Source organism: Cohnella hashimotonis, assembly GCF_030014955.1.
Taxonomy (GTDB): Bacteria; Bacillota; Bacilli; order Paenibacillales; family Paenibacillaceae; genus Cohnella; species Cohnella hashimotonis.
On sequence record NZ_JAGRPV010000001.1, the window covers coordinates 2,673,187 to 2,698,644 of the forward strand.

The following is a 25,458-nucleotide window of genomic DNA, read 5'->3' on the forward strand; positions in this document are numbered from 1 at the left end:
GGAGTACGAGGGAGGACATCAAGCATGCCGTTTAAAAGGATAGCCGTCATCGTGCTCGACAGCGTCGGCATCGGCGAGCTTCCCGACGCAGCCGACTACGGCGACGCGGGCGCGCACACCTTGGGGCATATCGCGGAGGGGCCGACCGGATTATCGCTCCCGAATCTAAGACGTCTAGGCCTCGGCAATATCGCTCCGCTGAGCGACTGGCAGCCGCAGGATACCCCAAGTGCCTACTTTGGCAAAATGGCGGAGGTGTCGGTCGGCAAGGATACGATGACCGGACATTGGGAGTTGATGGGGCTGAAAATCCAGAAGCCTTTTCGGACGTTCCCGAACGGATTTCCTAGAGGGCTGATCGAGGCCTTCGAGAAGGAAACCGGACGCAGCGTCATCGGCAACAAGCCTGCTTCGGGCACGGAGATTTTGGACGAGCTTGGCGCGGAGCAAATGCGCAGCGGTTCCTGGATCGTTTACACGTCGGCGGACAGCGTGTTTCAAATCGCGGCGCACGAGGAGATCATCCCGCTCGAGGAGCTCTACGAAGCCTGCCGTATTGCCCGCAGGCTGACCAACAAGGACGAATATTCCGTTGGCCGCGTCATCGCCAGACCTTTTATCGGCAAGCCGGGCAGCTTCCAGCGCACGTCCAACAGACATGACTATGCCGTGAAGCCACCGGAGCCGACCGTGTTAAATGCGCTCAAGAAAGCGGGCAAAGAAGTGATCGCGGTCGGCAAAATTAACGATATTTTTTGCGGGGAAGGCATCACGAAGGCGATTCCGACAAAAAGCAACCGAGACGGCATCGAGACGACGATTCGCCAATTGGAAAGTTCTTTCGAAGGTTTGCTGTTCACGAACCTCGTCGATTTCGATTCCCTCTACGGACATCGGCGCGACGTAGCCGGCTATGCCCGTGCGCTCGAAGCGTTCGACGAAGCGCTGCCCGCGCTGCTGGAGCAACTAGGGCCCGATGACCTGATTGTCATTACTGCCGATCATGGCAACGATCCGGTTCATCCTGGAACCGACCACACTCGGGAATATGTACCGATTCTCGCGTACGGACGCTCGCTGCGGCGGCCCGGCAATCTGGGCACGCTGGCCACCTACGCCGATCTTGCGGCGACGATCTCCGACAATTTCGGCGTTTCGAAGACAGCGCACGGCACCAGCTTTCTGGACAAGCTGATTTAACCTTTTAATTCAAGTCTAAGGAGCGGATTCCCTTGGTCTATCCAACCATCAACATCATTGAAGAAGCTGCGGCCTATATTTCCGAGCGCACGAATTTGCGTCCGGAAGTCGGTCTTATTCTCGGATCCGGGCTCGGTGTCATCGGCGACGATATGGAGCAGGCCGTGACGATTCCGTACGCCGATATTCCGCATTTCCCCATTTCGACGGTCGAAGGACACGCAGGCGAGCTCATCGTCGGGCGGCTGCAAGGGCGTCCTGTAGCGTTGATGCGCGGGCGCTTCCATATGTACGAGGGTTACGAGCCTGAGCGCACGGCATTGCCGGTACGCGTAATGAAGATGCTGGGCATCAAGACGCTGTTCGTGACAAACGCGGCTGGCGGGGTGAATTTGGACTACGAGCCGGGAAATCTGATGCTCATTTCCGATCACCTGAATCTGACGGGACGCAACCCGCTGGTCGGTCCGAACGACAACGCGCTCGGCGTCCGTTTTCCCGATATGTCCGATGCCTATACGCGCAGACTGCGTCAAATCGCCAAAGAGACGGCTGCCGAACTGGGAATACCCGTGCGTGAAGGCGTGTATGCCGGCCTGCTCGGACCGAATTACGAGACCCCGTCCGAGATACGGATGCTCAGGGTCATCGGAGCCGATGCCGTCGGCATGTCGACCGTTTCCGAGGTTCTGGTCGCCCGTCACTCGGGGCTCGAGGTAATCGGCATCTCCTGTATCAGCAATATGGCAGCCGGCATTCTCGATCAGCCGTTGTCCCACGAAGAAGTCATGGAGACGACGGAGCGCGTCAAGCAGCAATTTATCCGGCTCGTACTGGCTTTGCTTCCAAAGCTATAACCGAAGGCAACCCTGTTAAGGAGGACGCTGCGACCATGAGAGCCGTAGACATCATACGCAAAAAACGGTTTGGCGGCGAACTGACCGAGCAAGAGATCGGCTTTTTGATCAAGGGCCTTGTAGACGGCGCGATACCCGATTATCAAATCTCCGCTTGGGCCATGGCGGTATGCTATATGGGGATGACGGATAAAGAAACCGCCGCGTTGACACTTGCGATGGCAAACTCGGGAGATACCGTGGATCTGTCGTCGATCGCCGGCGTCAAAGTGGACAAGCACAGTACGGGTGGCGTGGGCGACAAGACGACTTTGATCGTAGCCCCTCTTGTCGCGGCTTGCGGCGTTCCTGTCGCAAAAATGAGCGGCAGAGGTCTCGGGCATACGGGCGGTACGATCGATAAGCTCGAATCGATCCCGGGTTTCCGAACGGAACTCAGCCGCGACGACTTTTTCGCGCAGGTGGAAGACATTGGCGTCGCCGTCATCGGACAAAGCGGCAACATCGCTCCCGCAGACAAGAAGCTGTACGCGCTTCGCGACGTTACTGCTACGGTCGAGTCTATCCCGCTTATCGCCAGCTCGGTCATGAGCAAAAAAATCGCAGCCGGCGCGGATGCGATATTGCTGGACGTCAAAACGGGCGATGGCGCGTTCATGAAAACGCCTGAAGATGCCGCAAAGCTTGCCGCCGCCATGGTCGCCATCGGCAATCAGGTCGGACGGCAAACCGTAGCGGTCATCAGCGACATGGACCAGCCGCTCGGCCGCACGATCGGCAACGCGCTTGAAGTTCGCGAGGCGATCGAGGTGCTGCGGGGCGAAGGTCCCGAAGACCTGCGTGAAGTCTCGCTCGTGTTAGCCAGCCACATGCTTGTCCTGGGCGGAATTGCAGGCGACACCGACGCAGCGCGCCGAATGCTGGAAACGGCCATCTCTTCCGGCGAAGCGCTGCGCAAGTTCGCTGCCTTTGTAACGGCGCAAGGCGGAGATCCCGCCGTCACCGAGGATTTATCGAGACTGCCCCAAGCGCCGCTACGTGTGCCCGTATCATCCGCTGAGGCAGGCTATGTGCTGGGCATTGAAGCCGAAGCGATCGGCCTGGCGGCCATGACGCTGGGCGCTGGTCGCGCGACCAAAGACGACGAGATCGATTACGCCGTCGGGATCGAACTCGCGGCCAAGCCGGGCGACTTCGTTCGCGAGGGGGACCTGCTAGCGACGCTCTACGTGCGCGCTGACGACATGCGGGCTGAGAGCGCCGTTCAATCCGTTCGAGCCGCCTACAGGCTTGGCGTGGAGCAAGGCGAGCCTAGGCCGTTGCTTCATGGGATCGTACAATGACGCTCCGTGTTCGCTAGCTCGAGAATACCTCTTCCGTTGGAAGGGGTATTTTTTATGGAAATAAATGGTTCGTCCATAGGGGGGATAGCGTCTCAAAATGCGTTTCAGGGCTTATTCCACTCGCTCAGCAAAGCTCTTTGGAAGCGGTTGACAGACACAATGCAAGTGATGTAAAATGGGAACATAAGTTCCCGTTTTATGCGAGGTGCTGATGTGCTAGTGACCATTTTTCCAGACGGCCCGTGGGAGTCGTGGACCGAAGAACAGTGTATGGAAGCCCTTCGCCAAGCGCGTTGGCCGAATGGATTTCGCTGTCCGATTTGTCGCTATCCGCACTGTTCCGTGATCAGAACCCGAAGGTATCCTTTATATGCTTGTTCCTCATGCCGTCATCAAACCTCGGTGACAGCCGGAACCGTCATGCACGGGACGCGCACGCCGTTGCGTCTTTGGTTCCGAGCCATGCAGTGGCTTGGAGAGGAAACGACTTCGGTCGAGCTGGCCGAGATTTTAGGCGTGACATACAAGACCGCCTGGTTGATCGGACACAAGCTGCGGGACGCATTGTCTCCAGAGGCCGATGAGCAAAAGTTGCGCGGATCTGTCGCGGTAACGGGCGGCATATATGGATGGCGTTGTTTCTCAAGCCTCGTCAATGAACCGACGGATCAACCCATTGTGATCGGAGCCGAGATAGACGGAGAGGACATTTTAGCCGTCAAGATGGTTCAAATGGATCTGCGTTTGGCAGGTCAATCGCGGTTGTTGACGCGGTATGTTTACGATGTTTTTTCAGAGCATCATGTAGAAGCCGATTTTAAAACGGTGAAAACTTTCGCCTACCGCGGGATGAAGAGCCATAAGCCATTATCTGCGGTCTTAATGCATGCCATGCGTTGGTTCGATCACACTCTCCAAGGTTTAGGGCCGAAGCACCTTCAGGCTTATTTAATTCACCAATCGTTTGTTTACAATTTCTCTGGCAGTAGACTGCTGATGATGAATCACCTATTGCTTGCATGCAGTTCGATAAAATGCGTTACATATCGTGAATTGACGCGACGAAAGCGTCTACACAGAGCGGCGTAGAGGCGATAACCTGTCGTGCCCAAATAAGTAAATTGCTGCTGGTTATTACTGAAGCATATCTTCGTTAGGAAATAATATGGCGATTAGAATGGCTCAAATTTGTCAACTATGCGTTCTTACTGAGCGAAGGGGATAAGCCCGGAAACGTAGCTTGTTGAGCGAAAGGGATGAGCCATAGCCCATAACGAGGATGAGCGAAGGGGATAAGCCCGGAAACGCGAAATAAGAGGTTATATAGTACAGGGCCCACCAATTAATACCATATTATCCGCTTTTGGTTGCTCTCCGCCTTCCCTAACGACCTTCAGAGAATCGCCCCACAACTTGGAATATGATGCAGATGCTGCGGGCACACTAGTTCTCAAGACGAATCCAGGACGGCAACTTGGCCGGCCGGCAGGAGGGACATCATTCTTGAGCCACCAGCAACATAAACATCACAGACGTCCTTGGGGACGTGCGTTGACGCTTAGCATCGCGGCTTCGCTGCTGCTTCCCGCATCGGCTTGGGCGAAGGAAAGCGCCGCACAGCGATCCGGCGGACCGCAGACGGATCTTGCAGCGAACGCACGTTCAGCCGTGTTGATGGACGCGGACAGCGGTACCGTCGTCTACGAGAAAAACAGCCACTCTGCGCTGCCTCCGGCGAGCATCACTAAAATTATGACGATGCTGCTTGTCATGGAGGCGATCGACGACGATCGTATCAAGTTGACGGACCAGGTGTCGACCAGCGAATACGCGGCGTCGATGGGCGGTTCGCAAATTTTTCTTGAGCCGGGCGAGCAAATGACGGTCAACGATATGCTGAAGGGCGTAGCGATGGCCTCCGGCAACGATGCTTCGGTGGCGCTGGCCGAGAAACTGGCCGGGAGCGAAGAAGAGTTTGTGAAAATGATGAACAAACGCGCGGAAGAGCTCGGCATGAAGGAAACGCGGTTCGCGAATTGCAACGGTCTGCCGGCAGCGGGCCATGTATCTTCCGCACACGATATCGCGGTGATGTCGAGAGAGCTGCTGAAGCATCCCGAGATTACCAAGTACACGGGCGCTTACCAGGACTACCTTCGTAAAGACAAGGAAAAGCCGTTTTGGCTCGTCAATACGAACAAGCTCGTGCGTTTTTATCCGGGGGCGGACGGTTTGAAAACCGGGTTTACGAGCGAAGCGAAGTTCTGCTTGTCGGCCACGGCGAAGCGGGACAATCTCCGGATGATCGTCGTCGTGATGGGAGAGCCCAACACGAAGACGCGCAACGCGGAGGTTTCGAAGCTGCTGGATTATGCTTTTTCGCAATATTCGAACGTTCAGATCTATAAGGCCGGCGATCCGATCGGCAAGCTAAAGATCGAAAAAGGCGAATCTGCCGAACTGCCGCTGACGGCCAAGCATTCGTACAGCGTGCTCGTGCGAAAGGGCGAGGGCGGCAAAGAAATCCGGCACGAGCTGGCGCTTCAGGATAAGGTTACGGCGCCTGTTACCGCTGGCCAGCAGGTCGGCAAGCTGATCGTGTACCGTGGTAACGAAGTGATCGCGGAGTTCCCGATCGAAGCGCCGCAGCATGTGGACAAGGCTGGATATTGGACGCTGCTCAAGCGTTCTACGGGCAAGCTGTTTTTAGGCGAGAAATGAGCTTACGCAAGGCGGCGGGACGAAAAATCGTCTCCGCTGCTTTGCGTATTTTGTCGTCTTTTTGCAGGCTTCTTCTAGTTTTGTCGGAGAGCAGGAATGAGGAAGCGGCTCGTAGAAAGATATGCATCTACCATAAACTTGAAGGCGCATGAGAGGAGAATCGAAATGAGTTTGCAGGTGGAACTGGAGCAGCAGCGCAATGTGCTCATCGTTCGCTTGAGAGGGGAATTGGACCATCATACGGCGGATATCGTTCGCTTCAAGATGGAGGATGCGATACTGCGCGGCAGGTGCGACCATGTAGTGCTCAGTCTGAGAGACCTGCAATTCATGGACAGCTCGGGACTCGGCGTCGTCCTTGGGCGCTACAAGCTTGTGAAAGGGCGTGGCGGCCGGATGGTCGTCTGCGATGCGCACGACAACGTCAAACGGCTGTTCGAGCTGTCAGGCTTATTCAAGATTCTATCGTTCTATGACAATGAACGCTCGGCGCTGGCCGGTCTGGAGGTCGTATCATGAGTATCGACAACCATATGAAACTCTCCTTTGCCGCAAGATCGGAAAACGAAGCTTTTGCGCGGGTTGCAGTCGCCGCCTTCGTGTCGCAGCTTGATCCTACGATGGATCAGATCAACGATATTAAAACGGTCGTATCCGAGGCGGTCACCAACTCGATTATCCACGGCTATGACAACGATCCTGCCGGAATCGTCCATCTTGAGGTAGAGATCGCCGGCGATACGATCTCGATTCTGATCAGAGACGAAGGCAGAGGCATTGAAGATCTCGATATCGCGCGTCAGCCGTTGTTCACCTCTAGGCCTGAGCTGGAACGCTCGGGCATGGGCTTCACGATCATGGAAAACTTCATGGATGAATTCGAGGCGACAAGCGCGCCTCGCCAAGGGACGAGCCTCAAAATGAAGAAGCGCATCGAGTCTAAAAAAGCATTGTTCAACTAATACCGCGGCAGGGGTTGGGGGCATGGATATCGAATGGAAACGATCTTCGCCGCCGGGTTATCTTGAAGATGCGGAGGTCAAAAGGCTCATTGCGCTAAGTCAATCGGGCGATTCTTCAGCTCGCGACACGTTGGTGTCGAGCAATATCAGACTCGTCTGGTCCGTTGTACAGCGCTTTGCAGGCCGCGGGTACGACCCGGACGATTTATTCCAGATCGGATGCATTGGGCTGCTGAAGTCGGTGGATAAGTTCGATCTCTCCTACGAGGTCAAGTTTTCTACTTATGCGGTGCCGATGATTATCGGCGAGATCCAGCGTTTCTTGCGGGATGACGGTACGCTGAAGGTCAGCCGATCGCTCAAGGAAATGGCGGGAAAGGTGCGGAAAACGAAGGACGAGCTGTCCAAGGTGCTCGGAAGACAGCCGACCATCGGCGAGGTCGCCGAACGCCTTGGCGTTACGCCCGAAGAAATCGTGTTTGCGCAAGAGGCGAACAAGCCGCCAACTTCGATTCACGAGACCGTCTTTGAAAACGACGGAGATCCCATAACGCTGATGGACCAAATTTCCGACGACGCGCAAGAGAAGTGGTTTGACAAGCTTGCCTTGACACAGGCCATTCAAGCGTTGTCGGAACGAGAGCGACTGATCGTGTACTTGCGATATTTCCGCGATCAGACGCAGTCCGAGGTCGCCGGCCGGCTTGGCATTTCACAAGTACAGGTCAGCCGGCTCGAGAAAAAAATATTGCAAAGCATCAAAGAACAAATTGCGCAATAAACGAGCGATTTAAAAATGCGTAAATGAAATTTCAAGCCAGGACCGTGTGCCCGTATTTTCGGGCGGCACGGTCTTTTTGCATGGGATGCGGATGGGATGCCTGGCGTTGCTTCATACTACATGGAAACGATCGCTGGAGGTGCGGCGGTTGAAGGCTGGTATCGTATATTTGCGCTTGCGAAGGCGAGTCGACGTGAAGCCCGGCGCGCTTATCAAGCTGGGAGACATCGCGTCTATCGAGACCGATATCCGTTACGAAGATCGGATTCGGGATTTGATCGTCTGGAAAATGCGCCCTGAAGACGGCAATTTGCTGATGATCGACATGCTTCAGATTGTGCGCTTGATTCGTCGCTTCGATCCCGACCTGACGGTCGAAACGTTCGGGGAACCCCATGTATTGCTTGAAACGACGCCGGAGGGCAAGGTCAAGCCGAGATATTCGCTGCTTGTCGGCGCTTGGCTGCTCCTGTTTTTCGGGTCGGGCATGGCCATTATGAACTTTCATGCGGACGTGGACATGCCGGTCGTCCAGCGGCGTATTATCGAGCTGCTGACGGGCCATCCCGACCGTCACGCATTGTTGTTCGAAGTTCCGTATTCGCTCGGCGTCGGGCTTGGCATGCTCATTTTTTTCAACCGCGTCTTCCGTAAACGGCTGAACGATGAACCGAATCCGCTGGAGGTCGAGATGTTCATGTATCAGGAAAACGTGAATCACTACGTCATCACGGAGGAGTACGCCAAAGCCAGGGAGCGGGAGGCGGGGCCGGATGCGTGAGCTTGTCGGCGAAGCGCTCGTCGCGATCGTAGGACTGTCGGGCGGATTTGCGGTGGGAAGCGCATTTGTAGCGCTGCTCATCGTGCTGGATCTCGTGCCAAGACTTGTGCAGCTGACCCGAGCGTACAGACGTTCGGCAGTATTTGAATCCGCGCTGCTCGCAGGGGTAATCGGCTTTAATTGCGCCGACCAGTTTGATTGGCGGTTGTCGCTTGGGGAAGGATGGCTGCTCGTTCCGGCTATTTTTCAGGGCGTATTCGTCGGCATGCTGGCCGCCGCGCTGACTGAGGTGCTGAATGTCATCCCGATCGTCGCCAAGCGGCTGAGGCTCGGGCCCTATTTGTTTGCGCTGCTGATCGCGATGGTGCTCGGGAAAGTGGCGGGTTCGCTGGCGGATTGGCTGTTGTTCCAACCGATGCATGAATGACAGGAGGGGCTAGCATGGATATGACGGAACACGGAAGCATGGAGCTGAATAAGGAAGCAGGCCCTCGCTTGAATACCGAGCCGAAAGAAGAGGACATTCCGCCGATTCGGCCGTTGATACCGAACGATCCGGATCGCAGAAAACGCACGGGCAAGGATAAGTTTGTCAGGCAAGACGAAGAGCATACCGAGAAGCGAAACGAGAAGCGAACCGAGAAGCATAACGAGAGAAATAACGAGCAGCAAAAGCGGCAGACCGACGACGAAAGAAAACCGGAGGATATCATGCCGGCCGAGATGGACGATTGGCTGGAAAAGGTCAAACAGACGCTCGGCATGGCGGCTTCCTTTGACGTGCAAGTCAGGGAAATGACGTTCAGCGGACGCCGTACGGGGCTTTTGTTTTTAAGCAGCTTCGCGAAAGATACCGCGCTTACGGAAGTATTAAAACGGCTCTCTTACCTGACTCCCGACAGTGTCGGCCATGACGCGCTGGAAAGCTTCTTGAAATACTACATGCCGTCGATTCAAATCCGCGAAGTCGACTCGTTTACCGCAATGGTGAACGACGTGCTCGTGGGGAATGCTGCGTTTTATGTGGACGGCGAGCCGCGGGTGCTGCTGATGGACGTCAGGCAGTATCCGGGACGGCAGCCGGAGCAGCCCGAGCTCGAAAAGGTGGTTCGCGGCAGTAAAGACGGCTTTACCGAAAGCTTGCTGACGAATGTGGGATTGATTCGTCGCAGGCTGCGCGATCCGAAGCTGCGTTTTGAGATTACGAAGGTCGGCGAGCGCACGCAAACGGACGTCGCAATCGTATATATCGACGATGTGGCGGACACCAAGCTCGTCGAATCGGTTCGGGACAAGATCAAATCGGTCAAAATCGACGGCATACCGCTTGCGGACAAGCAGCTCGAGGAGGTTACGGTCAAAACGGGCTGGAACCCTTTTCCGCTCGTGCGTTATTCCGAACGTCCCGACGTAGTCGCCTCTCATCTGCTCGACGGAAGCGTGACCGTGCTCGTCGATACTTCGCCAAGCGTCATGATGCTCCCGACCACCTACTTCGACTTGATCCAGCATGCGGAAGAGAACCGGCAAAGTCCGTTCATCGGAACGTATTTGCGCTGGATCCGGTTTTTCGGCTTGCTGGCTTCCATGTTCCTCATGCCCCTCTGGTACATGTACGCAGAGTCCCCGGAGCTTCGCCCTTCATGGCTATGGTTTCTCGGCGCGGATAAAACGGGCGATCTGCCGCTCGTCTTGCAGTTCCTGCTTGTCGAGATCGGCGTCGACCTTATGCGTCTGGCCGCTGTCCATACCCCGACGCCGCTCGTGACCGCCATGTCGCTGGTGTCGGCTATTTTAATCGGAGATATCGCCGTCAAAACGGGGCTATTTATCAACGAGGTCATTTTATATATGGCGGTGGCCGCGATCGGAACCTTTGCGACGCCAAGCTATGAACTCGGTCTCGCCAACCGGATCGTCCGGCTGGTGCTGCTTGTCGCCGTCTTTATGTTCCAGCTGCCCGGGTTCACCGCCTGCGCCACGCTCATGCTCATCGCGCTGGTCATGATCCGCTCGTACAATACGCCGTATATGTGGCCGTTCATCCCTTTTAACGGTCCGGCGATGCTTAACGTGCTGCTGCGCAGGCCGCTGCCGAAAAGCAGGATGCGGCCCTCGATCTACAGGCCGAAGCAGAGCGATAAGCAACCTGTATAAAGCGTCCGGCCGTCCCTTGCGCGAAGGAATGCAAAAGTTGCGCCAAATCCTCCATTTCCCCAAATCGCATACTGGGATATACTCAGATTATCGCGTATAGCGTCGCCTGTTGCGACCGGTCCATCCGTACGCCGCGATCGAATTCCAGTCCGAAAAGGGGAAATCATACATGTACTTTCACGGTACCAGCCGAATCAACGACAAGGGACATCTCGAGATCGGAGGCGTCGACACGCTTGATCTCGCAGCGAACTTCGGTACGCCGCTTTACGTCGTAGACGAGGCGCTCGTACGCCAGCGCGCCCGCGAGTACGTAGAAGCCTTTAAGGCGACGGGCCTCAAGTTCCAAGTCGCTTACGCATCCAAGGCTTTCTGCGTCATGGCGATGTGCCGCGTCGCCGAAGAAGAGGGCATGAGCCTAGACGTCGTTTCGGACGGCGAGCTGTATACGGCGCTGCAGGCCGGATTCCCGCCGGAGCGCATTCACTTCCACGGCAACAACAAGACGCCGGACGAGATCGAGATGGCGCTGAATGCCGGCATCGGCTGCTTTGTCGTCGACAACTTCATCGAGCTCGCGCTGCTTAACGCCATTGCCGCAGAGCGCGGCCAAAAGGTCAACATCCTGCTGCGCGTGACGCCGGGCGTCGAGGCGCATACGCACGACTACATTTCCACCGGCCAGCAAGATTCCAAGTTCGGCTTTGACATCGGCAACGGCACCGCGCTGCGCGCCGTCGAAGAGGCGCTCGGCCAGCCGCAGCTGAACCTGCTCGGCGTGCATTCGCATATCGGTTCGCAAATCTTTGAGGTCGAAGGCTTCCGCATGGCGGTCGAAAAGGTTGCGGCGTTCTCCCTCGAGGTGCGCGCCAAGCTGGACAAGACGTTTTCCGTTATCAACCTGGGCGGCGGCTTCGGCATCCGATACGTCGAAGGCGATACGCCGCTGCCGGTCGCGACCTATGTCGAGGCGATCACCGGCGCCATCATCTCTTCGTTCACGGCAGCCGACTATCCGCTGCCCGAGATCTGGATCGAGCCTGGCCGCAGCATCGTCGGCGACGCCGGCACGACGCTGTACACGGTCGGCACAAGCAAGGATATTCCGGGCGTCCGCAAGTACATTGCCGTCGACGGCGGCATGACGGACAATCCGCGTCCTGCGCTGTACGAATCCAAGTATGAAGCGGTGCTTGCGAACCGCCCCGAAGAAGAGGCAACCGAGCTCGTATCGGTCGCGGGCAAGTGCTGCGAGAGCGGCGATATGCTGATCTGGGACCTGAAGCTGCCTGCCGTGCAGTCCGGCGACCTGCTCGCGGTGTTCTGTACCGGCGCATACAACTATGCGATGGCAAGCAACTACAACCGGATTCGCCGTCCTGCGGTCGTATTCGTGAAGGATGGACAAGCCGATTTGGTCGTTGCGCGCGAATCGTTCGAGGATATCGCCCGGAACGACCTGCTTCCCGAGCGTCTCCAAAAGCAAACGGTGCGCGGATAAAGAAGCGAAGCTTTCGTATCGGCATCGAGAGCTTGTATAGGTCCGGAGGGCCGTCGCTTGCGGCGGCCTTTTTCCTTTTTTCTCAAAATGTAGTATGATGGGACAAGTCAAAAACAGCAAATAAGAAGGAGCGTTGATTTTTCATGTCCAAGCAAGCCACGATCAAACTGGCCAACGGCAACGAGGTCGTCATCGAACTGTTCGACAAGGACGCCCCGAATACGGTTGCCAACTTCGAGAAGCTGGCCAATACGGGCTTCTATAATAACCTGAGCTTCCACCGCGTCATCCCGGGCTTCGTCGCTCAAGGCGGCTGCCCGAACGGCAATGGCACCGGCGGTCCCGGCTATGAGATCGACTGCGAAATCAACCCGAACAAGCACGAGCGTGGCGCGCTCGCGATGGCTCACCGCGGCAAGAATACGGGCGGCAGCCAGTTCTACATCGTTTACTCGCCGCAGCCTCACCTGGACGGCGTTCACACCGTCTTCGGCAAGGTTGTCTCCGGCATGGAGCATGTCGACGCGCTGCACGGCGGCGACAAGTTCGAATCCATCTCGGTTACCGAGTAATCTTTTATTCATAGGTAGGCCGGCCCGCTCTCTGAGCGGGTCTTTTAGCGTGCGAATCGTTTTTGAAATGGATTTTCATGTTGATGATTGACAAATGATTCCTATGTGATACAAAATGTATCTAAAAGCTTTAGGAGTGTTCGGTCATCGACAAGCGTATACCGCAGCTGGATTCAATTCGGGGGTTGGCGTCTCTTTCGGTATTCTTTAGCCATATTTGGCCGCTCTTTACCGGACCTTTCGTTTCGTACTTGTACGTTAATACGCCTGTACGCATGGCCGTAAACGGGCATGGGGCGGTCATGCTCTTCTTTGTTCTGAGCGGCTTTGTGTTGTCTTTGCCTTTTATCGGCGGACAAAAAGCGAGCTATAAAAATTTCGTAATCAAGCGGTTCTTCCGGATCTATATTCCGTATCTGACGGCAATTGCCGTTGCGATGATCGCATTTCGTACAACGGAGCCCATCCAGGGCTTAGGCGGTTGGATCTCGGAATTATCGACGGGTAAATTCAACCTGAAAAGTATTGTCGAGCATTTGCTGCTGCTGGGCAATTTCGATACGAAGCGTTATAACACCGTAATCTGGACCTTGGTGCAGGAAATGAGAATATCGCTCGTTTTCCCCATTCTTGCTTTTGTGGTCGTAAGGGCGCGGTGGCCGTTCAGTCTCTTCATTTGTTTATTGCTGTCCTCAATAACGGCATTGAATCAGCTGTTCGAATGGGAACCGGCGTACGGATTTAAAAATAGCTTCTCGCACACTTTTCATTATTGCGCCATTTTTATCGTTGGCGGGCTGATTGCCAAGCACCGGATGGCTTTTGTTGCGGCGTACAGCCGGATGCCCAGGATGGCAAAATACGCAGCGTTAGCTTTTGCAATGGCCATGTATACGTACGGCATTAAAATGCAGGGGGCGGCCATCAGGCTGAAGCTGCCGTTTCTCGGCGAAATTGCGCAAGACTATACCATCGTGGCCGGCATCGTTATCTTTTTGATGATCGCGCTCGGCTCGAAAAAAATGATTGCCTTCCTGTCTTTGAAAATAATGAAGTTCTTCGGGGACATTTCATACAGCTTGTATTTGTGGCATATCATCGTTCTTGTCGGTTTTATCCACTTGCTTCAAGGCGTTCTGCCCCTCGCCCTTATCGTTCCGCTTGTTTTTTGCGTCACGATAACGGTCGCTTGGCTGTCGTATCGCTGTGTCGAACTGCCGGCTATTCGGATGGGGAAGAAGTTTACGAGGGGCCGGTCTATGGCGAAGCGGCGTCAGGAAATTCAGCCTGAGTTCAAAATGTGAAATGAAACTGCAGGGATGAAAATCCTTGCTTTTTTTCATTTATGATGCTAACATGCCTATAAATCGTTCATTCCGATTCTGGCAGTCGGATATAGGCTGTCCGGCGGACAACCGGTGAAGACACCGCGGAATACGAACGATTTTTGATGCTTACCTTCGGGGCGGGGTGCAATTCCCCACCGGCGGTGATCGGCATCCTTGCGGCAGGCTCGCGAGGACAGCCGTCAGTCCGTGACCCGCGTGAGTGCCTTTCATTCCGATGATGGCGCAAGGCGGTTGACCCGGTGAGAATCCGGGACCGACAGTGACAGTCTGGATGGGAGAAGGAAGCGCAGCACGGCCGAACGTGTAAATGAGGGCAGAAAGTGCGGTTACGAATATTGCGAGCATCATGAGGCGTCGATTGTGTTTGTGCTACATTTCACAATTGATGGATGATAATTCGCCGTTCGAACCGGACGACTTCTTCATACATGCAGCAGGTCTGTTTCATGCTGTGCGTCTAATCGACCCGGGGGATGGCACTCCGGGTTTTTTGCGTTATCAGGCAAGTTGCCAATCCAGCTATGGAAAAGGAGTGACGAGGCATGGAGCTGCTGAACGACGCGTTCTATATGCGCCTCGCGCTTCAAGCGGCGGCCGGGGCGGCCGGCCAGACGGGGATTAACCCGATGGTCGGCTGCGTCGTCGTCAAGGAAGGACGCATCGTCGGGCTGGGCGCGCATCTGAAGCGCGGCGAGGCGCATGCCGAGGTACATGCGCTTCAGATGGCGGGCGCCGAAGCGTTCGGCGCGACAGCGTATGTCACGCTCGAGCCCTGCAGCCATTACGGTCGCACGCCGCCTTGCTGCGATCGCTTGATTGCGGAAGGGGTCGGCCGCGTCGTTGTGGCGACCGAGGATCCCAACCCGCTCGTCGCAGGCAGCGGCATCGCGAAGCTTCGCGCGAGCGGCATTGCGGTCGAAGTCGGACTCTTGGGCGATGAGGCGCGATTGCTGAACGAAGCGTTTAATCACTTCATCGTCACGGGCATGCCCTTTGTGACGGTGAAGACCGCCCTCACGCTGGACGGAAGGATCGCAACGCGCACAGGGCACAGCCGCTGGATTACCGGCCCTTCTTCCCGCGAAGCCGTCCACACGCTTCGGCATCGACATCAAGCGATTATGGTCGGCGCCGGCACCGTGCTGGCGGACGATCCGGAGCTCACGACGCGGCTCGCGGTGCCTGGACTGCACCCGGTTCGGGTCGTCGTCGATTCCCGTCTTCGCACTCCGTTGGACGCGCGGGTGCTGAGCGCCGTCGCCCCGACCGTCGTCCTGACGACGGACGAAGCGGATGAGGGCGCCGCAAGCCGGCTCGCCGAGGCGGGCGCAGAGGTCGTTCGCTGCGGACCGGGGCCGCGCGTGGACCTTAAGGTCGGGCTCAAGGCGCTCGGCGAACGCGGCATCGGCTCGGTGCTGGCGGAGGGGGGCGGCATGCTGAACGGCTCGCTGCTCGAAGCGGGCCTCGTGGGCAAGATGATGCTGTTCTATGCGCCCAAGATCGTCGGCGACGGGGCGCCTTCGGGCTTCGCGTTCAGCGGTCCGGAACGGATGGGAGACGCGGCGAACGTCAAGATCGCGTCTATCGAACGCTACGGGGAAGACTGGTGCGTGACCGGCTACCCGGAGCGGCGAGGAGAAGGAGGTTAGCGGATGTTCACGGGACTCATTGAAGAGGTCGGCAAGCTGCAGCGGATCGAGAGCCGCGGCGAAGCGCTGCTGCTGACGGTATCCGCGCGCAAGGTGCTGGAGGATGTGAAACTGGGGGACAGCATCGCCGTCAACGGCGTTTGCCTGACGGTCGTCTCCTTCAACGGCGGCAGCTTCAGCGCAGACGTCATGCCGGAGACGTACAGACATACGAATCTCAAGCAGCTAAAGCCGGGCGAAGCCGTCAACTTGGAGCGCGCGATGCTCGCCGGCGGCCGCTTCGGCGGACACATCGTACAAGGACATGTGGACGGTACGGCCTTGATCGTCTCCCGCACGCCCGAAGCGAATGCCGTCGTGTTCAGGCTTCGGCCCGAGCAGTCCCATCTGCTGCGGCTTGTCGTGCCGCAGGGCTCGATTACGCTCGACGGCATCAGCTTGACCGTCATCGACGCGGACCTGACATCCGGAACGCTGGCGGTGTCGATCATCCCGCACACGCTGGCGGAGACGGCGCTCGTGCACAAGCAGCCGGGCGCCTCGGTTAACGTAGAAAACGACATTTTGGGCAAATATATCGATCATCTGCTGCATGAGAGACACGGGGGCCTGGCGGCCGCGCCGGCGGCTGCGACTGCATCCGGACTTACGGAGGCGAAGCTGAGAGAATTCGGCTTCTGACCTGGAAGGTACAAGGGGGAAATGAGCCATGGAAAATGGGACTTTCGATACGATCGAATCGGCGCTCGAAGATCTGAAGCGCGGCAAGATGGTTCTCGTCGTCGACGACGAAGATAGGGAAAACGAAGGCGACCTGATCGCGCTCGCCGAAATGGCGACGCCTGAAGTGATCAATTTCATGATCACCAAAGCGCGCGGGCTCGTCTGCGCGCCGATCACCCAAGAGCGGGCCGAGCAGCTTGAGCTTCCGCCGATGGTCAGCCACAACACGGATTATCACGGCACGGCGTTTACGGTATCCGTCGACCATATCTCTACGACGACGGGGATCTCCGCTTATGAGCGGGCCATGACCGTAAAAGGCCTGATCGATCCGGATGCAAAGCCGGGCGATTTCCGCAAGCCGGGGCATATATTCCCGCTCATCGCCAAAAAAGGCGGGGTGCTGCGTCGGTCCGGCCATACGGAAGCGGCGATCGATCTCGCGATTCTATGCGATTCTGCCCCGGCAGCCGTCATCTGCGAAGTCATCAAGGAAGACGGGACGATGGCCCGGCTGCCCGATTTGCAGCTGTTCGCCCAGGAGCACGACCTGAAGCTGATCTCGATTCAAGAGTTGATCCGCTATCGCAACGATAAGGAAAAGCTCGTGAAGCGGGAAGTCGCAGTCCGCATGCCGACCGACTTCGGCGATTTTGAAATGGTCGCCTACTCCAACGAGGTGGACAACAAGGAGCATGTCGCTCTTGTCAAAGGCGTCATAGACGACAGCGAGCCCGTTCTGCTGCGGGTGCACTCGGAATGCCTGACCGGCGATATCTTCCATTCGCATCGCTGCGATTGCGGTCCGCAGCTCGAAGCTGCCATGCGTCAGATCGCCCAAGAAGGCCGCGGCATTCTCCTCTACATGCGTCAGGAAGGGCGCGGCATCGGCTTGCTTAACAAACTTCGCGCCTATCAGCTGCAAGAAGAGGGTTTGGACACGGTCGAGGCGAATATTAAATTGGGATTCGCGCCGGACCTTCGCGATTATGGCATCGGCGCGCAGATCCTCAAAGATCTGGGCGTACGTCGAATCCGCCTTCTGACGAACAATCCGCGCAAGGTCCGCGGCCTTGAAGGCTACGGCCTCGAGATCGTGGAGCGCGTGCCGATTCAGATGAACGAAAACGAGGAAAACAAATCTTACCTCCGGACGAAGCGTTCCAAACTCGGACACCTGCTTTCTTTCGCGGAGGACCAAGAGCAGCCGCTCGCAACGCTGCAGACGATCGAACAAAACGAACAGACCGGCCTTGCGCCGAAGAGAGGATGAAACAAAATGGCATTTGTATATGAAGGCAATCTCATCTCCCAAGGGTTAAAATACGGCGTCGTCGTGGGGCGCTTCAACGAGTTCATCTCCTCCAAGCTGCTGAGCGGCGCACTCGACGCATTCAAGCGCCACGGCGCCGAGGATCACGAAGTGGAGGTTGCCTGGGTGCCGGGCGCGTTCGAGATTCCGTTGATCGCGCAGAAGATGGCGGAGAGCGGCAAGTACGACGCGGTCATCACGCTTGGCGCGGTCATCCGCGGCTCCACGCCGCATTTCGATTATGTCTGCAACGAAGCCGCCAAGGGCGTGGCGGCGGTCGGACTCAAGACCGGGGTGCCGACCGTGTTCGGGGTTCTGACCGTCGACAGCATCGAGCAGGCGATCGAGCGGGCGGGCACGAAGGCCGGCAACAAGGGCTGGGAAGCCGCTGCGACTGCGATCGAGATGGCTAACCTGACGCGTGCGCTGCAAGGTTGACCGAACCGGCCTACGGCCGGAAGCTTGATGAAGGCGGCGGGCGTTTGCGCCGCCTTCGACGCTGTCCGGGGGCGCTTGAACGCTGAGGAAGGGTGATTGATCATCGGCACGACCGTCTTATACAAACTGGAAACGTTCGAAGGCCCGCTCGATCTGCTACTCCACTTGATCGACAAGGCGGAGATCGCCATCGAGGACATCTCAATCAGCGATATTACCGACCAATATATGTCCTATCTGGAGGCGATGACGGAGCTCGAGCTGGACGTGACGAGCGAGTTTCTCGTCATGGCCGCCACGCTGCTGTCGATGAAGAGCAGGCAGCTGCTGCCCAAGCCGCCGATCACGGACGAGCCGTGGCTTACGGAAGCGGACGACTTCGGAGAGGATCCGCGAGAAGAGCTTATCCGCAAGCTGATCGAATACCGAAAATTCAAGGCGATCGCCGGCCAGCTTCGCGAGCACGAGCTGGAACGCAGCCTTGTGTTCACGCGCGAGCCTTACGACCTGTCGCCGTTCGAGCCTAGCGTAAAGCGCAATCCCGTCGAAGGGCTTCATGTCGACGACCTCGTTCGGGCTTTCCGCAAGGCGCTGAGACGAGCGGCGGGAAGAAACAGGATCTCCGCCATTCAGCGCGACGAGATCTCCGTCAAGGATCGGATCCGCGATATCATGTCTGTGCTCAAGACGCGCGGCGCCGCCGGAGAGGCGAAGGTGATGTTTTCCCAGCTCATCGGCGATTCGCCGGTGCGGGAGGAGATCGTCGCCACCTTTCTCGCCGTGCTGGAGCTCATGAAGCGGCGCTGGGTCAGCTGCCATCAGAGCGGGCTGTTCGACGAGATCGTGCTGACGTGGACGGGAAGGGAGGCCGACGACGATGGATTATTCGACCTTGAAATCGGTACTTGAAGGGCTGCTCTTCGTAGCTGGAGAAGACGGGTTGACGAAAAAGACGATCGCGGAAATCGTCGAGGTGGACGGCGATGTCGTCACCGACATCGTAAAGGATCTTCAAAAGGATCTCACACGGCGCAAGCGGGGCATTCGCATCGCGGAGATCGCAGGAACGTATCGGCTTACGACTGCGCCGGAGCACGCGGCCTATTTCGAAAAGCTCGCTTATTCTCCGGCGCGGACGCCGCTCTCGCAAGCTGCGCTCGAAACGCTGTCCATCGTCGCGTACCGGCAGCCCATCACCCGCGTAGAGATCGAAGAGATCCGCGGCGTCAAGGCCGAGCGGCCCCTCCAGACGCTGGTCGCGAAGGACTTGATCGAGGAGGTCGGCCGTGCCGAGCAGATCGGCCGTCCGATCCTGTACGGGACGACCAAAGCTTTTCTCGACTATTTCGGCTTGTCGGGCATCGAGGACCTGCCAGATCCCGTCGTCGCCGCAGATGCCGACGAAGACATGGAGGAGCGCACCCGGATGCTGTTCGAACGAATCGAGGGCAGACAGCTGTCGCTCGACGATCTGGATCGCGCGCTGCTCGAGGGACTGCCCGCCGAAGAGGATGACGAGGACGAAGAACGGCTTTCCGCAACCGAGTCGATCGGAGCGGATCGGGACGAGGAAGAAAGGGAAACGCGAGCCCCGGCCGCGCCGCCGAAATCGGACGATTGGGAATTCTAATCTGAATATGCGCATGAACCCATGTGACCAGGCCATACTATCCCCATGCGAAAGGCGGGGGAGCGTATGGTTTTTTGGTATTGGGCCGCAGCGGCATGCCTCCTGGCTGCCGTCGTCGCCGCGTGTCTATCCGATGTCCGTCTCCGGATCCGATATTCCCGCAGCGGCAAGCTCGACCAGCTCATCGTAATCGTGCACGCACTGTACGGACTGTACCGTTTCCATGTAGAAATTCCGACGATCCGGCTCTCCAAGACAGGCCTCTCCTATCATATGAAAGAACAGACGGAAGCGACCGCCGCAGGTGGGACATCTTCGAGCTCCAGGCGCATGCTCATCAACATGCGCAGCCTCAGGCGCCTGAAGGTCGCAGTCAGGGAAATGCTGGTATCGGTACGGGAATTAAAAGGCTGGCTGTTTGAAGGATTGCGCAAGATCGAATGTACCCGCTATCGGATGGATATACGAATCGGAACGGGCGACGCCGCGTCAACGGCCGTAGCGACAGGGCTTTGCTGGGCGATCATGGGGATCGCGACCGGTGCGCTGGACCGATTCGTAAAGCTTAATACGCATCCGCACGGCAAAGTGGAGCCAGTTTACGCCGGAATCGAACTGTCTGTCGTATGGGAAGCGGATTTCCGTATTCGCGCCGGCACCGCGCTCGCTCACGGACTAAAGGTGCTGCCGCGTTTGCGATACGGTTCCGCGCTCCGAAAAGCGTTCAAGGATTGGCGCTCGGTGCCTGGTCAGGCAACCAGGTCCTAACATTCGGCCAAACCTCCTGCGGGTATGCGAGCCAACAGGCTTTGCGGCTTCGCGGGTTACATATTCCGCGGGTACGACGGTTACCCTATAGCTGGCGGAAGGCTTCATTTATTCGAGTGCCGCGCAAGCATACAGCATAGGAGGCGAGCGAGAGCATGTCCGAACATCCGATTCAAGGCTTAATGCAGACGGCGATGGAAAACATTAAGGAAATGGTCGACGTCAACACGATCGTCGGCGAGCCCGTTCAAACGCCGGACGGGAGTGTCATCCTGCCGATCAGCAAAGTAGGCTTCGGATTCGCGGCCGGCGGATCCGAATTCCAGGGCGGGGAGGAGCAGATCAATCGCAAGCAAGGCCAAAACCAGCAAGACAGCGGCCATAACGCCAGCGTGCAAATGCCGTTCGGCGGCGGCAGCGGCGGCGGCGTATCGATCAGCCCGATCGCGTTCCTCGTCGTTGGCGCCCAAGGCGTGAAGGTCGTACCGCTCGACAATCAGACGCATTTGTTCGAACGGCTGATCGACGCGGCGCCGACCTGGGTCGACAAGCTGCAGCGCATGTTCCGCGGCGATAAAGACTCGATGATCGAGGACCGACGGACCGCCGCTTCGCTGCCGACGGATCCCGACTTGAACTCGCACTGAGCCTCTGCGCTCGCGCGAGCGGCGAAAAACGAGCGCAAGGCTTGCCCGATTCGGGTGTTCGCCTTGCGCTTGTTCATGTCTAGACGCGGACGGGCGACGGCCGCATAAGCGCGGACATGCCCGCATACAATGGATAGACGGTTGGCAGACAAGCAATTTCTCAGGGAGGAAACCGTTCATGCAAGCTCGAAAGAAATGCCGTCTTCGCCCGCACATCCTTGGGATCGCCGCGATCGGGGCGGCTGCGCTGTCGCTTTTTGTTTCACCTGACGTTTCTTTGGCTTTCGATTTGATGTCCGGCAAAGTTTCGAATATGCCTGCATCGACTTCGATAGCCGTGCAGACATCGCCCGCAAAGCCTTCCACCCACGCGAAGGCCGCTGCGCTCATCGACGTCGCCAGCGGCAGGCTGCTCTACAGCAGCCACGGCGACGAGCCGATGCTGATCGCGAGCACGACCAAGATCATGACGGCGATCATCGCGATCGAACAGCGCGATCTGAACAGCATTGTAACGGTTAGCAGCCGTGCCGCGGGCAAGGAAGGCTCTTCGATCTATTTGAAGGCCGGAGAGAAAATGAAGCTGAAGGACATGCTGTTCGGGCTGATGCTGCGCTCCGGCAACGATGCCGCCACGGCGATTGCCGAGCACGTCGGCGGTTCCCATGACGGCTTCGTCTATTTAATGAATGTCAAAGCCGAAGAAATCGGCATGACGCACAGCCATTTCGCCAATCCGAGCGGTCTTGACCAAAAAGGCCACTACGCCAGCGCGAACGATATGGCGAAGCTGGCGGCCTATGCGCTGCATAATCCGACTTTTCGGGAGATTGTCGGCACCAAGGTCAAAACCGCGCCGAATCCCGGCGAGGAATGGGATTACAAGTGGGTCAACAAAAATAAAATGCTCCATCTTTACGAGGGCGCCGACGGCGTCAAGACAGGGTACACGAAGCAGGCGTTGCGGACGCTCGTCAGCTCGGCGACAAGAGAGGGCAGGCAGCTGGCCGCCGTGACGCTGAACGACGGAAACGACTGGGTCGATCACGCGAAGCTGCTCGATTACGGATTTGCCGCGTATCGGACAGAGCAGGTGATCGCCAAAGGCGCTGCGGTGGAAGGTTATCCGTTCGTTGCCGCCTCCACGCTTTGCTATCCGTTCGCCGACGGCGAGCGGAGCGCGGTCGCAATCCGTCTTGAATTGTACGGCCCCGAGACGACGGATTACAAGCTAGGGTATAGAGGCAAACTTTCTTTTCGGTTGAAGGACGAGCCCATCGGCGCGGTTCAGCTGCTGCCTCAGCCGCCTGCATCCGACTGATATTCGATCATATAGGAGGCGGCCTCATGGTCAACTGGATCTGGCTTGGCATGATCGCGTTGAGCGTAATTGTAGGCGCTGCTAACGGGCGCGTCCAGCAGGTGACCGAGGCCGCGTTTACGGGCGCTCAAACGGGCGTCACCGTTTGCTTCGGCTTGATCAGCATTCTCGTGTTTTGGATGGGTCTTATGAAAATCGCCGAAGCGTCCGGCATCGTAAGGCGCCTATCGCTGCTGATGGCGCCTGTCGTCCGCTGGCTGTTCCCGGACGTGCCGAAGGACCATCCGGCGCTCGGCTATATTCTCTCCAACATGAGCGCAAACCTGCTCGGGCTCGGCAATGCCGCGACGCCGATGGGGATCCGCGCCATGCAGGAGCTTCAGAAGCTTAACCCGAATCCTGCTGTCGCGACGCCGGCCATGTGCACGCTACTCGCGCTCAATACCGCGAGCATCACGATCGTACCGACGACGCTGATCGCCATTCGAATGAACTTCGGCTCGGCGCATCCCGCCGATATTATCGGACCGACGCTGCTTGCGACAGCTATATCGACCGGTGCAGCCATCGCGGCGGATCGCTGGTACCGTCGTAGGCAACCAGGTTCGCCGCCGGTGCAGCCGCCGTCTCCTTCGTCTTCGGGACGGCAGGCCGCCGGGCCGCCGGCATCGTTCTAGGACACGCCTATTAAAAGGGAGAAAGGAGCGTTCGCCATGGTTGCCGCCTTGCACGCGCTCTCCGCTTGGGCGATCCCCATGTTTATCGTCCTGATCCCGTTGGTCGCCGCATTTCGCAAAGTCCCGGTCTACGAGACGTTCGTCGACGGAGCCAAGGACGGCTTTCAGACGGCGATCGGCATCATTCCCCATCTCGTCGGCATGATGACCGCCATCGCCATGTTCCGCGCATCCGGCGCGATGGACATGCTGATCGGCTGGATCGCCCCGCTGTTCAGCGCGCTCGGCATCCCCGCCGAGGTGCTCCCGCTCGGTCTGCTTCGCCCGATCACGGGCGCAGGCTCGCTCGCTTTTGCAACCGACCTCATCAAAACCTACGGACCCGACTCGCTGATCGGACGGATCGCCTCGGTCGTCCAGGGCAGCACCGACACGACGCTGTACGTCGTGACGGTTTACTTCGGCGCTGTCGGCATTCGCAATGCGCGTTACGCGCTCAAGGTCGGTCTCTTTTCCGACGCGGTCGGGTTTTTTGCGGCCATCTTCGCTTGCTGGCTGCTTTTTTAGCGCGCCCCTCTTCAGGATTCCCCGCCCAAGTTGTGCAAAACCCGCCATCGGAGTATGATGGGGGGTGAGGTGAACCATCAGTGGAGGAACGATTGCAGAAAATACTCGCGAATGCAGGCGTCGCTTCGAGGCGCAAGTGCGAGGAACTCATCGCGGCCGGCAAGGTGACGGTCAACGGCGAGGTGGTCAAGGAGCTCGGCGTGAAGGCCGATCCCGCCAAAGACGCCATCGCGGTGAACGGCAAGAAAATCAAATCCGAGAGCAAGCTTTATTTGTTGTTCAATAAGCCCAAGGGCGTAATCACGAGCATGCATGACGAAAAGGGCCGCACGGTCGTCACGGACTTTCTGAAGGGCGTTAAGGAACGCGTCTATCCTGTCGGCCGGCTTGATTACGACACCGAGGGGCTGCTGCTACTCACGAACGACGGCGAGCTCGCCAATCTGCTCACCCACCCGCGCCACCACGTGGCGAAGACTTATTTGGCGACGGTAGAGCGGGTACCGCACGGCGATGCGCTTGACAAGCTCCAGAAAGGGATCAAGCTTGATGACGGTATGACGGCGCCCGCAGAGATCGAGTACCACGACGTCGATCCCGAGGGCAAGCAGGCCACCATCTCGATCACGATCCGCGAGGGACGCAACCGTCAGGTCAGGCGGATGTTCGAAGCGATCCATCACCCGGTCATTCGGCTGAAGCGCGTCTCGTTCGGCGGACTCACGCTGGACAACCTGCAGCGCGGCAAATACCGCAAGCTGTCCGACGCCGAGGTCCAATCGCTGCGCGACGCGGCCAAGCAAGCGGAGCGGGGCGAATAAGACGGCTGCGCCGGCGCAAGACACAAGCCTATCGCGGCGTGTCACACAATGTTCAAAACCGGAGCTCCGGGCGCTTGCCTGCGAATCCGGTATTTTCGCTATAATGGAAGAAAAGACGCCGGTGGTGACAAAGTGAAGCGTTATCGCAAACCGATCCAATACATCATACTGGCCGTCGTGCTGCTTGTCGGGGGATACGCGATCGGCCAGTCCTTTTTGACGCCCAATAAAGCGCTTAAACCCGGAAGCGAGGCGCCGGCATTCGATTTGCTCGGACTTGACGGTAAGACGCACAGTCTCGAATCGTACCGCGGCAAGCCGCTGGTGGTCAACTTCTGGGGGACGTTCTGCCCGCCATGCCGCAACGAGATGCCCGCGCTTCAGGCGCAGTACGATAAATGGAAGGACCAGGGTGTCCAGCTGGTCGGCATCAATCTGAGCGAGGACCGCGTAAGCGTCGGCAGCTTCCTCCGATCCTACGATATTCATTTTCCCGTGCTGCTCGACAAAAACAAAAAAACGGAACGCAAATACGGCCTGAAGGAATATCCGACGACCTTCTTCATCACGGCCGACGGCAAGATTCAAGACATCGTAATCGGCGGCCCGATGAGCGAGGAAACGATCGAATCCCGCATCGCGCTGCTGCTCGGCAAGGATTAGGGCTCTGACAGGAGGCAG

27 protein-coding genes, 1 pseudogene and 1 riboswitch are annotated in these 25,458 nt (G+C 57.7%); all 28 genes and pseudogenes read left to right on the plus strand.

Annotated features, from left to right (window positions below; translation table 11 throughout):
* The first annotated feature begins 24 nt into the window (after positions 1–24).
* Positions 25–1,200, plus strand: coding sequence for a phosphopentomutase (locus KB449_RS10600; RefSeq protein WP_282908346.1), 1,176 nt, complete (start codon positions 25–27; stop codon positions 1,198–1,200).
* A gap of 32 nt (positions 1,201–1,232) precedes the next feature.
* Positions 1,233–2,057 carry a purine-nucleoside phosphorylase gene (locus tag KB449_RS10605; RefSeq protein WP_282908347.1) on the plus strand — a complete coding sequence of 275 codons (825 nt, stop codon included), beginning with the start codon at positions 1,233–1,235 and terminating at the stop codon, positions 2,055–2,057.
* Between the two features lie 35 nt (positions 2,058–2,092).
* Entirely contained in the window at positions 2,093–3,400 is a 1,308-nt protein-coding gene (locus KB449_RS10610) for a pyrimidine-nucleoside phosphorylase (RefSeq protein ID WP_282908348.1), read from the plus strand.
* Positions 3,401–3,598: 198 nt separating this feature from the next.
* Positions 3,599–3,784, plus strand: a pseudogene (locus tag KB449_RS36465) (transposase); the annotation flags it as partial.
* Positions 3,785–3,820: 36 nt separating this feature from the next.
* Positions 3,821–4,489, plus strand: coding sequence for a hypothetical protein (locus KB449_RS10615; protein ID WP_282908349.1), 669 nt, complete (start codon positions 3,821–3,823; stop codon positions 4,487–4,489).
* A 462-nt stretch (positions 4,490–4,951) separates the two neighbouring features.
* A complete protein-coding gene (locus KB449_RS10620) occupies positions 4,952–6,121 on the plus strand; it encodes a D-alanyl-D-alanine carboxypeptidase family protein (protein WP_434082551.1) in 1,170 nt (389 codons plus the stop codon).
* 165 nt (positions 6,122–6,286) lie between these two features.
* The gene (gene spoIIAA / locus KB449_RS10625; protein ID WP_090112966.1) at positions 6,287–6,640 is read left to right on the plus strand and encodes an anti-sigma F factor antagonist; all 354 of its coding nucleotides are present in this window, start codon (positions 6,287–6,289) and stop codon (positions 6,638–6,640) included.
* On the plus strand, positions 6,637–7,083 hold the full coding sequence (spoIIAB, locus tag KB449_RS10630; RefSeq protein ID WP_282908350.1) for an anti-sigma F factor: 447 nt from the start codon (positions 6,637–6,639) through the stop codon (positions 7,081–7,083). The genes spoIIAA and spoIIAB overlap by 4 nt, the downstream gene beginning before the upstream one ends.
* 22 nt (positions 7,084–7,105) lie before the next feature.
* Positions 7,106–7,864, plus strand: a complete 759-nt coding sequence (sigF, locus tag KB449_RS10635; RefSeq protein WP_090112963.1) for an RNA polymerase sporulation sigma factor SigF — start codon at positions 7,106–7,108, stop codon at positions 7,862–7,864.
* Between the two features lie 106 nt (positions 7,865–7,970).
* Complete coding sequence (locus KB449_RS10640) at positions 7,971–8,645, plus strand: stage V sporulation protein AA (protein WP_282908351.1); 675 nt, start codon at positions 7,971–7,973, stop codon at positions 8,643–8,645.
* Positions 8,638–9,072, plus strand: a complete 435-nt coding sequence (locus tag KB449_RS10645; RefSeq protein ID WP_282908352.1) for a stage V sporulation protein AB — start codon at positions 8,638–8,640, stop codon at positions 9,070–9,072. The genes KB449_RS10640 and KB449_RS10645 overlap by 8 nt, the downstream gene beginning before the upstream one ends.
* 14 nt (positions 9,073–9,086) lie before the next feature.
* A complete protein-coding gene (locus KB449_RS10650; protein WP_282908353.1) occupies positions 9,087–10,802 on the plus strand; it encodes a spore germination protein in 1,716 nt (571 codons plus the stop codon).
* Between the two features lie 169 nt (positions 10,803–10,971).
* Positions 10,972–12,303 carry a diaminopimelate decarboxylase gene (lysA, locus tag KB449_RS10655; RefSeq protein WP_282908354.1) on the plus strand — a complete coding sequence of 444 codons (1,332 nt, stop codon included), beginning with the start codon at positions 10,972–10,974 and terminating at the stop codon, positions 12,301–12,303.
* A 143-nt stretch (positions 12,304–12,446) separates the two neighbouring features.
* Positions 12,447–12,875 (plus strand): peptidylprolyl isomerase, encoded by a 429-nt coding sequence (locus tag KB449_RS10660; protein ID WP_282908355.1) that lies wholly within the window; start codon positions 12,447–12,449, stop codon positions 12,873–12,875.
* Between the two features lie 167 nt (positions 12,876–13,042).
* A complete protein-coding gene (locus tag KB449_RS10665) occupies positions 13,043–14,179 on the plus strand; it encodes an acyltransferase family protein (protein WP_282912788.1) in 1,137 nt (378 codons plus the stop codon).
* 148 nt (positions 14,180–14,327) lie between these two features.
* Positions 14,328–14,511, plus strand: a riboswitch (FMN riboswitch).
* 255 nt (positions 14,512–14,766) lie between these two features.
* Positions 14,767–15,873, plus strand: coding sequence for a bifunctional diaminohydroxyphosphoribosylaminopyrimidine deaminase/5-amino-6-(5-phosphoribosylamino)uracil reductase RibD (gene ribD / locus KB449_RS10670; protein WP_282908356.1), 1,107 nt, complete (start codon positions 14,767–14,769; stop codon positions 15,871–15,873).
* Positions 15,874–15,876: 3 nt separating this feature from the next.
* A complete protein-coding gene (ribE, locus tag KB449_RS10675; RefSeq protein WP_282908357.1) occupies positions 15,877–16,554 on the plus strand; it encodes a riboflavin synthase in 678 nt (225 codons plus the stop codon).
* A gap of 28 nt (positions 16,555–16,582) precedes the next feature.
* A complete protein-coding gene (locus tag KB449_RS10680; RefSeq protein WP_282908358.1) occupies positions 16,583–17,869 on the plus strand; it encodes a bifunctional 3,4-dihydroxy-2-butanone-4-phosphate synthase/GTP cyclohydrolase II in 1,287 nt (428 codons plus the stop codon).
* Between the two features lie 6 nt (positions 17,870–17,875).
* Positions 17,876–18,346: a 6,7-dimethyl-8-ribityllumazine synthase gene (gene ribH / locus KB449_RS10685; RefSeq protein WP_217592710.1), complete on the plus strand. Its 471-nt coding sequence runs from the start codon at positions 17,876–17,878 to the stop codon at positions 18,344–18,346.
* Between the two features lie 96 nt (positions 18,347–18,442).
* Positions 18,443–19,255 (plus strand): segregation and condensation protein A, encoded by an 813-nt coding sequence (locus KB449_RS10690; protein WP_282908359.1) that lies wholly within the window; start codon positions 18,443–18,445, stop codon positions 19,253–19,255.
* Complete coding sequence (gene scpB / locus KB449_RS10695) at positions 19,224–19,976, plus strand: SMC-Scp complex subunit ScpB (RefSeq protein WP_282908360.1); 753 nt, start codon at positions 19,224–19,226, stop codon at positions 19,974–19,976. The genes KB449_RS10690 and scpB overlap by 32 nt, the downstream gene beginning before the upstream one ends.
* Before the next feature lie 66 nt (positions 19,977–20,042).
* A complete protein-coding gene (locus KB449_RS10700; RefSeq protein ID WP_282908361.1) occupies positions 20,043–20,744 on the plus strand; it encodes a DUF2953 domain-containing protein in 702 nt (233 codons plus the stop codon).
* A 155-nt stretch (positions 20,745–20,899) separates the two neighbouring features.
* Complete coding sequence (gene ytfJ, locus KB449_RS10705; RefSeq protein WP_282908362.1) at positions 20,900–21,391, plus strand: GerW family sporulation protein; 492 nt, start codon at positions 20,900–20,902, stop codon at positions 21,389–21,391.
* 313 nt (positions 21,392–21,704) lie between these two features.
* On the plus strand, positions 21,705–22,712 hold the full coding sequence (locus KB449_RS10710; protein WP_282912789.1) for a D-alanyl-D-alanine carboxypeptidase family protein: 1,008 nt from the start codon (positions 21,705–21,707) through the stop codon (positions 22,710–22,712).
* Between the two features lie 26 nt (positions 22,713–22,738).
* Positions 22,739–23,389, plus strand: a complete 651-nt coding sequence (locus KB449_RS10715; protein ID WP_282908363.1) for a nucleoside recognition domain-containing protein — start codon at positions 22,739–22,741, stop codon at positions 23,387–23,389.
* Between the two features lie 36 nt (positions 23,390–23,425).
* On the plus strand, positions 23,426–23,956 hold the full coding sequence (locus KB449_RS10720; protein WP_282908364.1) for a spore maturation protein: 531 nt from the start codon (positions 23,426–23,428) through the stop codon (positions 23,954–23,956).
* An 80-nt stretch (positions 23,957–24,036) separates the two neighbouring features.
* On the plus strand, positions 24,037–24,777 hold the full coding sequence (locus KB449_RS10725) for a pseudouridine synthase (RefSeq protein WP_282908365.1): 741 nt from the start codon (positions 24,037–24,039) through the stop codon (positions 24,775–24,777).
* A 132-nt stretch (positions 24,778–24,909) separates the two neighbouring features.
* Positions 24,910–25,440 carry a redoxin domain-containing protein gene (locus KB449_RS10730; protein WP_282908366.1) on the plus strand — a complete coding sequence of 177 codons (531 nt, stop codon included), beginning with the start codon at positions 24,910–24,912 and terminating at the stop codon, positions 25,438–25,440.
* The last annotated feature ends 18 nt before the right edge of the window (positions 25,441–25,458 follow it).

Excerpts from the sequence above, each read along its gene's own strand:
- KB449_RS10600 (WP_282908346.1), top strand. The coding sequence starts at position 25 with ATGCCGTTTAAAAGGATAGCCGTCATCGTGCTCGACAGCGTCGGCATC.
- KB449_RS10610 (WP_282908348.1), top strand. The coding sequence starts at position 2,093 with ATGAGAGCCGTAGACATCATACGCAAAAAACGGTTTGGCGGCGAACTG.
- KB449_RS10615 (WP_282908349.1), top strand. The coding sequence starts at position 3,821 with ATGCACGGGACGCGCACGCCGTTGCGTCTTTGGTTCCGAGCCATGCAG.
- spoIIAA (WP_090112966.1), top strand. The coding sequence starts at position 6,287 with ATGAGTTTGCAGGTGGAACTGGAGCAGCAGCGCAATGTGCTCATCGTT.
- spoIIAB (WP_282908350.1), top strand. The coding sequence starts at position 6,637 with ATGAGTATCGACAACCATATGAAACTCTCCTTTGCCGCAAGATCGGAA.
- sigF (WP_090112963.1), top strand. The coding sequence starts at position 7,106 with ATGGATATCGAATGGAAACGATCTTCGCCGCCGGGTTATCTTGAAGAT.
- KB449_RS10645 (WP_282908352.1), top strand. The coding sequence starts at position 8,638 with ATGCGTGAGCTTGTCGGCGAAGCGCTCGTCGCGATCGTAGGACTGTCG.
- KB449_RS10650 (WP_282908353.1), top strand. The coding sequence starts at position 9,087 with ATGGATATGACGGAACACGGAAGCATGGAGCTGAATAAGGAAGCAGGC.
- lysA (WP_282908354.1), top strand. The coding sequence starts at position 10,972 with ATGTACTTTCACGGTACCAGCCGAATCAACGACAAGGGACATCTCGAG.
- KB449_RS10660 (WP_282908355.1), top strand. The coding sequence starts at position 12,447 with ATGTCCAAGCAAGCCACGATCAAACTGGCCAACGGCAACGAGGTCGTC.
- ribD (WP_282908356.1), top strand. The coding sequence starts at position 14,767 with ATGGAGCTGCTGAACGACGCGTTCTATATGCGCCTCGCGCTTCAAGCG.
- ribE (WP_282908357.1), top strand. The coding sequence starts at position 15,877 with ATGTTCACGGGACTCATTGAAGAGGTCGGCAAGCTGCAGCGGATCGAG.
- KB449_RS10680 (WP_282908358.1), top strand. The coding sequence starts at position 16,583 with ATGGAAAATGGGACTTTCGATACGATCGAATCGGCGCTCGAAGATCTG.
- ribH (WP_217592710.1), top strand. The coding sequence starts at position 17,876 with ATGGCATTTGTATATGAAGGCAATCTCATCTCCCAAGGGTTAAAATAC.
- scpB (WP_282908360.1), top strand. The coding sequence starts at position 19,224 with ATGGATTATTCGACCTTGAAATCGGTACTTGAAGGGCTGCTCTTCGTA.
- KB449_RS10700 (WP_282908361.1), top strand. The coding sequence starts at position 20,043 with ATGGTTTTTTGGTATTGGGCCGCAGCGGCATGCCTCCTGGCTGCCGTC.
- ytfJ (WP_282908362.1), top strand. The coding sequence starts at position 20,900 with ATGTCCGAACATCCGATTCAAGGCTTAATGCAGACGGCGATGGAAAAC.
- KB449_RS10710 (WP_282912789.1), top strand. The coding sequence starts at position 21,705 with ATGCCTGCATCGACTTCGATAGCCGTGCAGACATCGCCCGCAAAGCCT.
- KB449_RS10715 (WP_282908363.1), top strand. The coding sequence starts at position 22,739 with ATGGTCAACTGGATCTGGCTTGGCATGATCGCGTTGAGCGTAATTGTA.
- KB449_RS10720 (WP_282908364.1), top strand. The coding sequence starts at position 23,426 with ATGGTTGCCGCCTTGCACGCGCTCTCCGCTTGGGCGATCCCCATGTTT.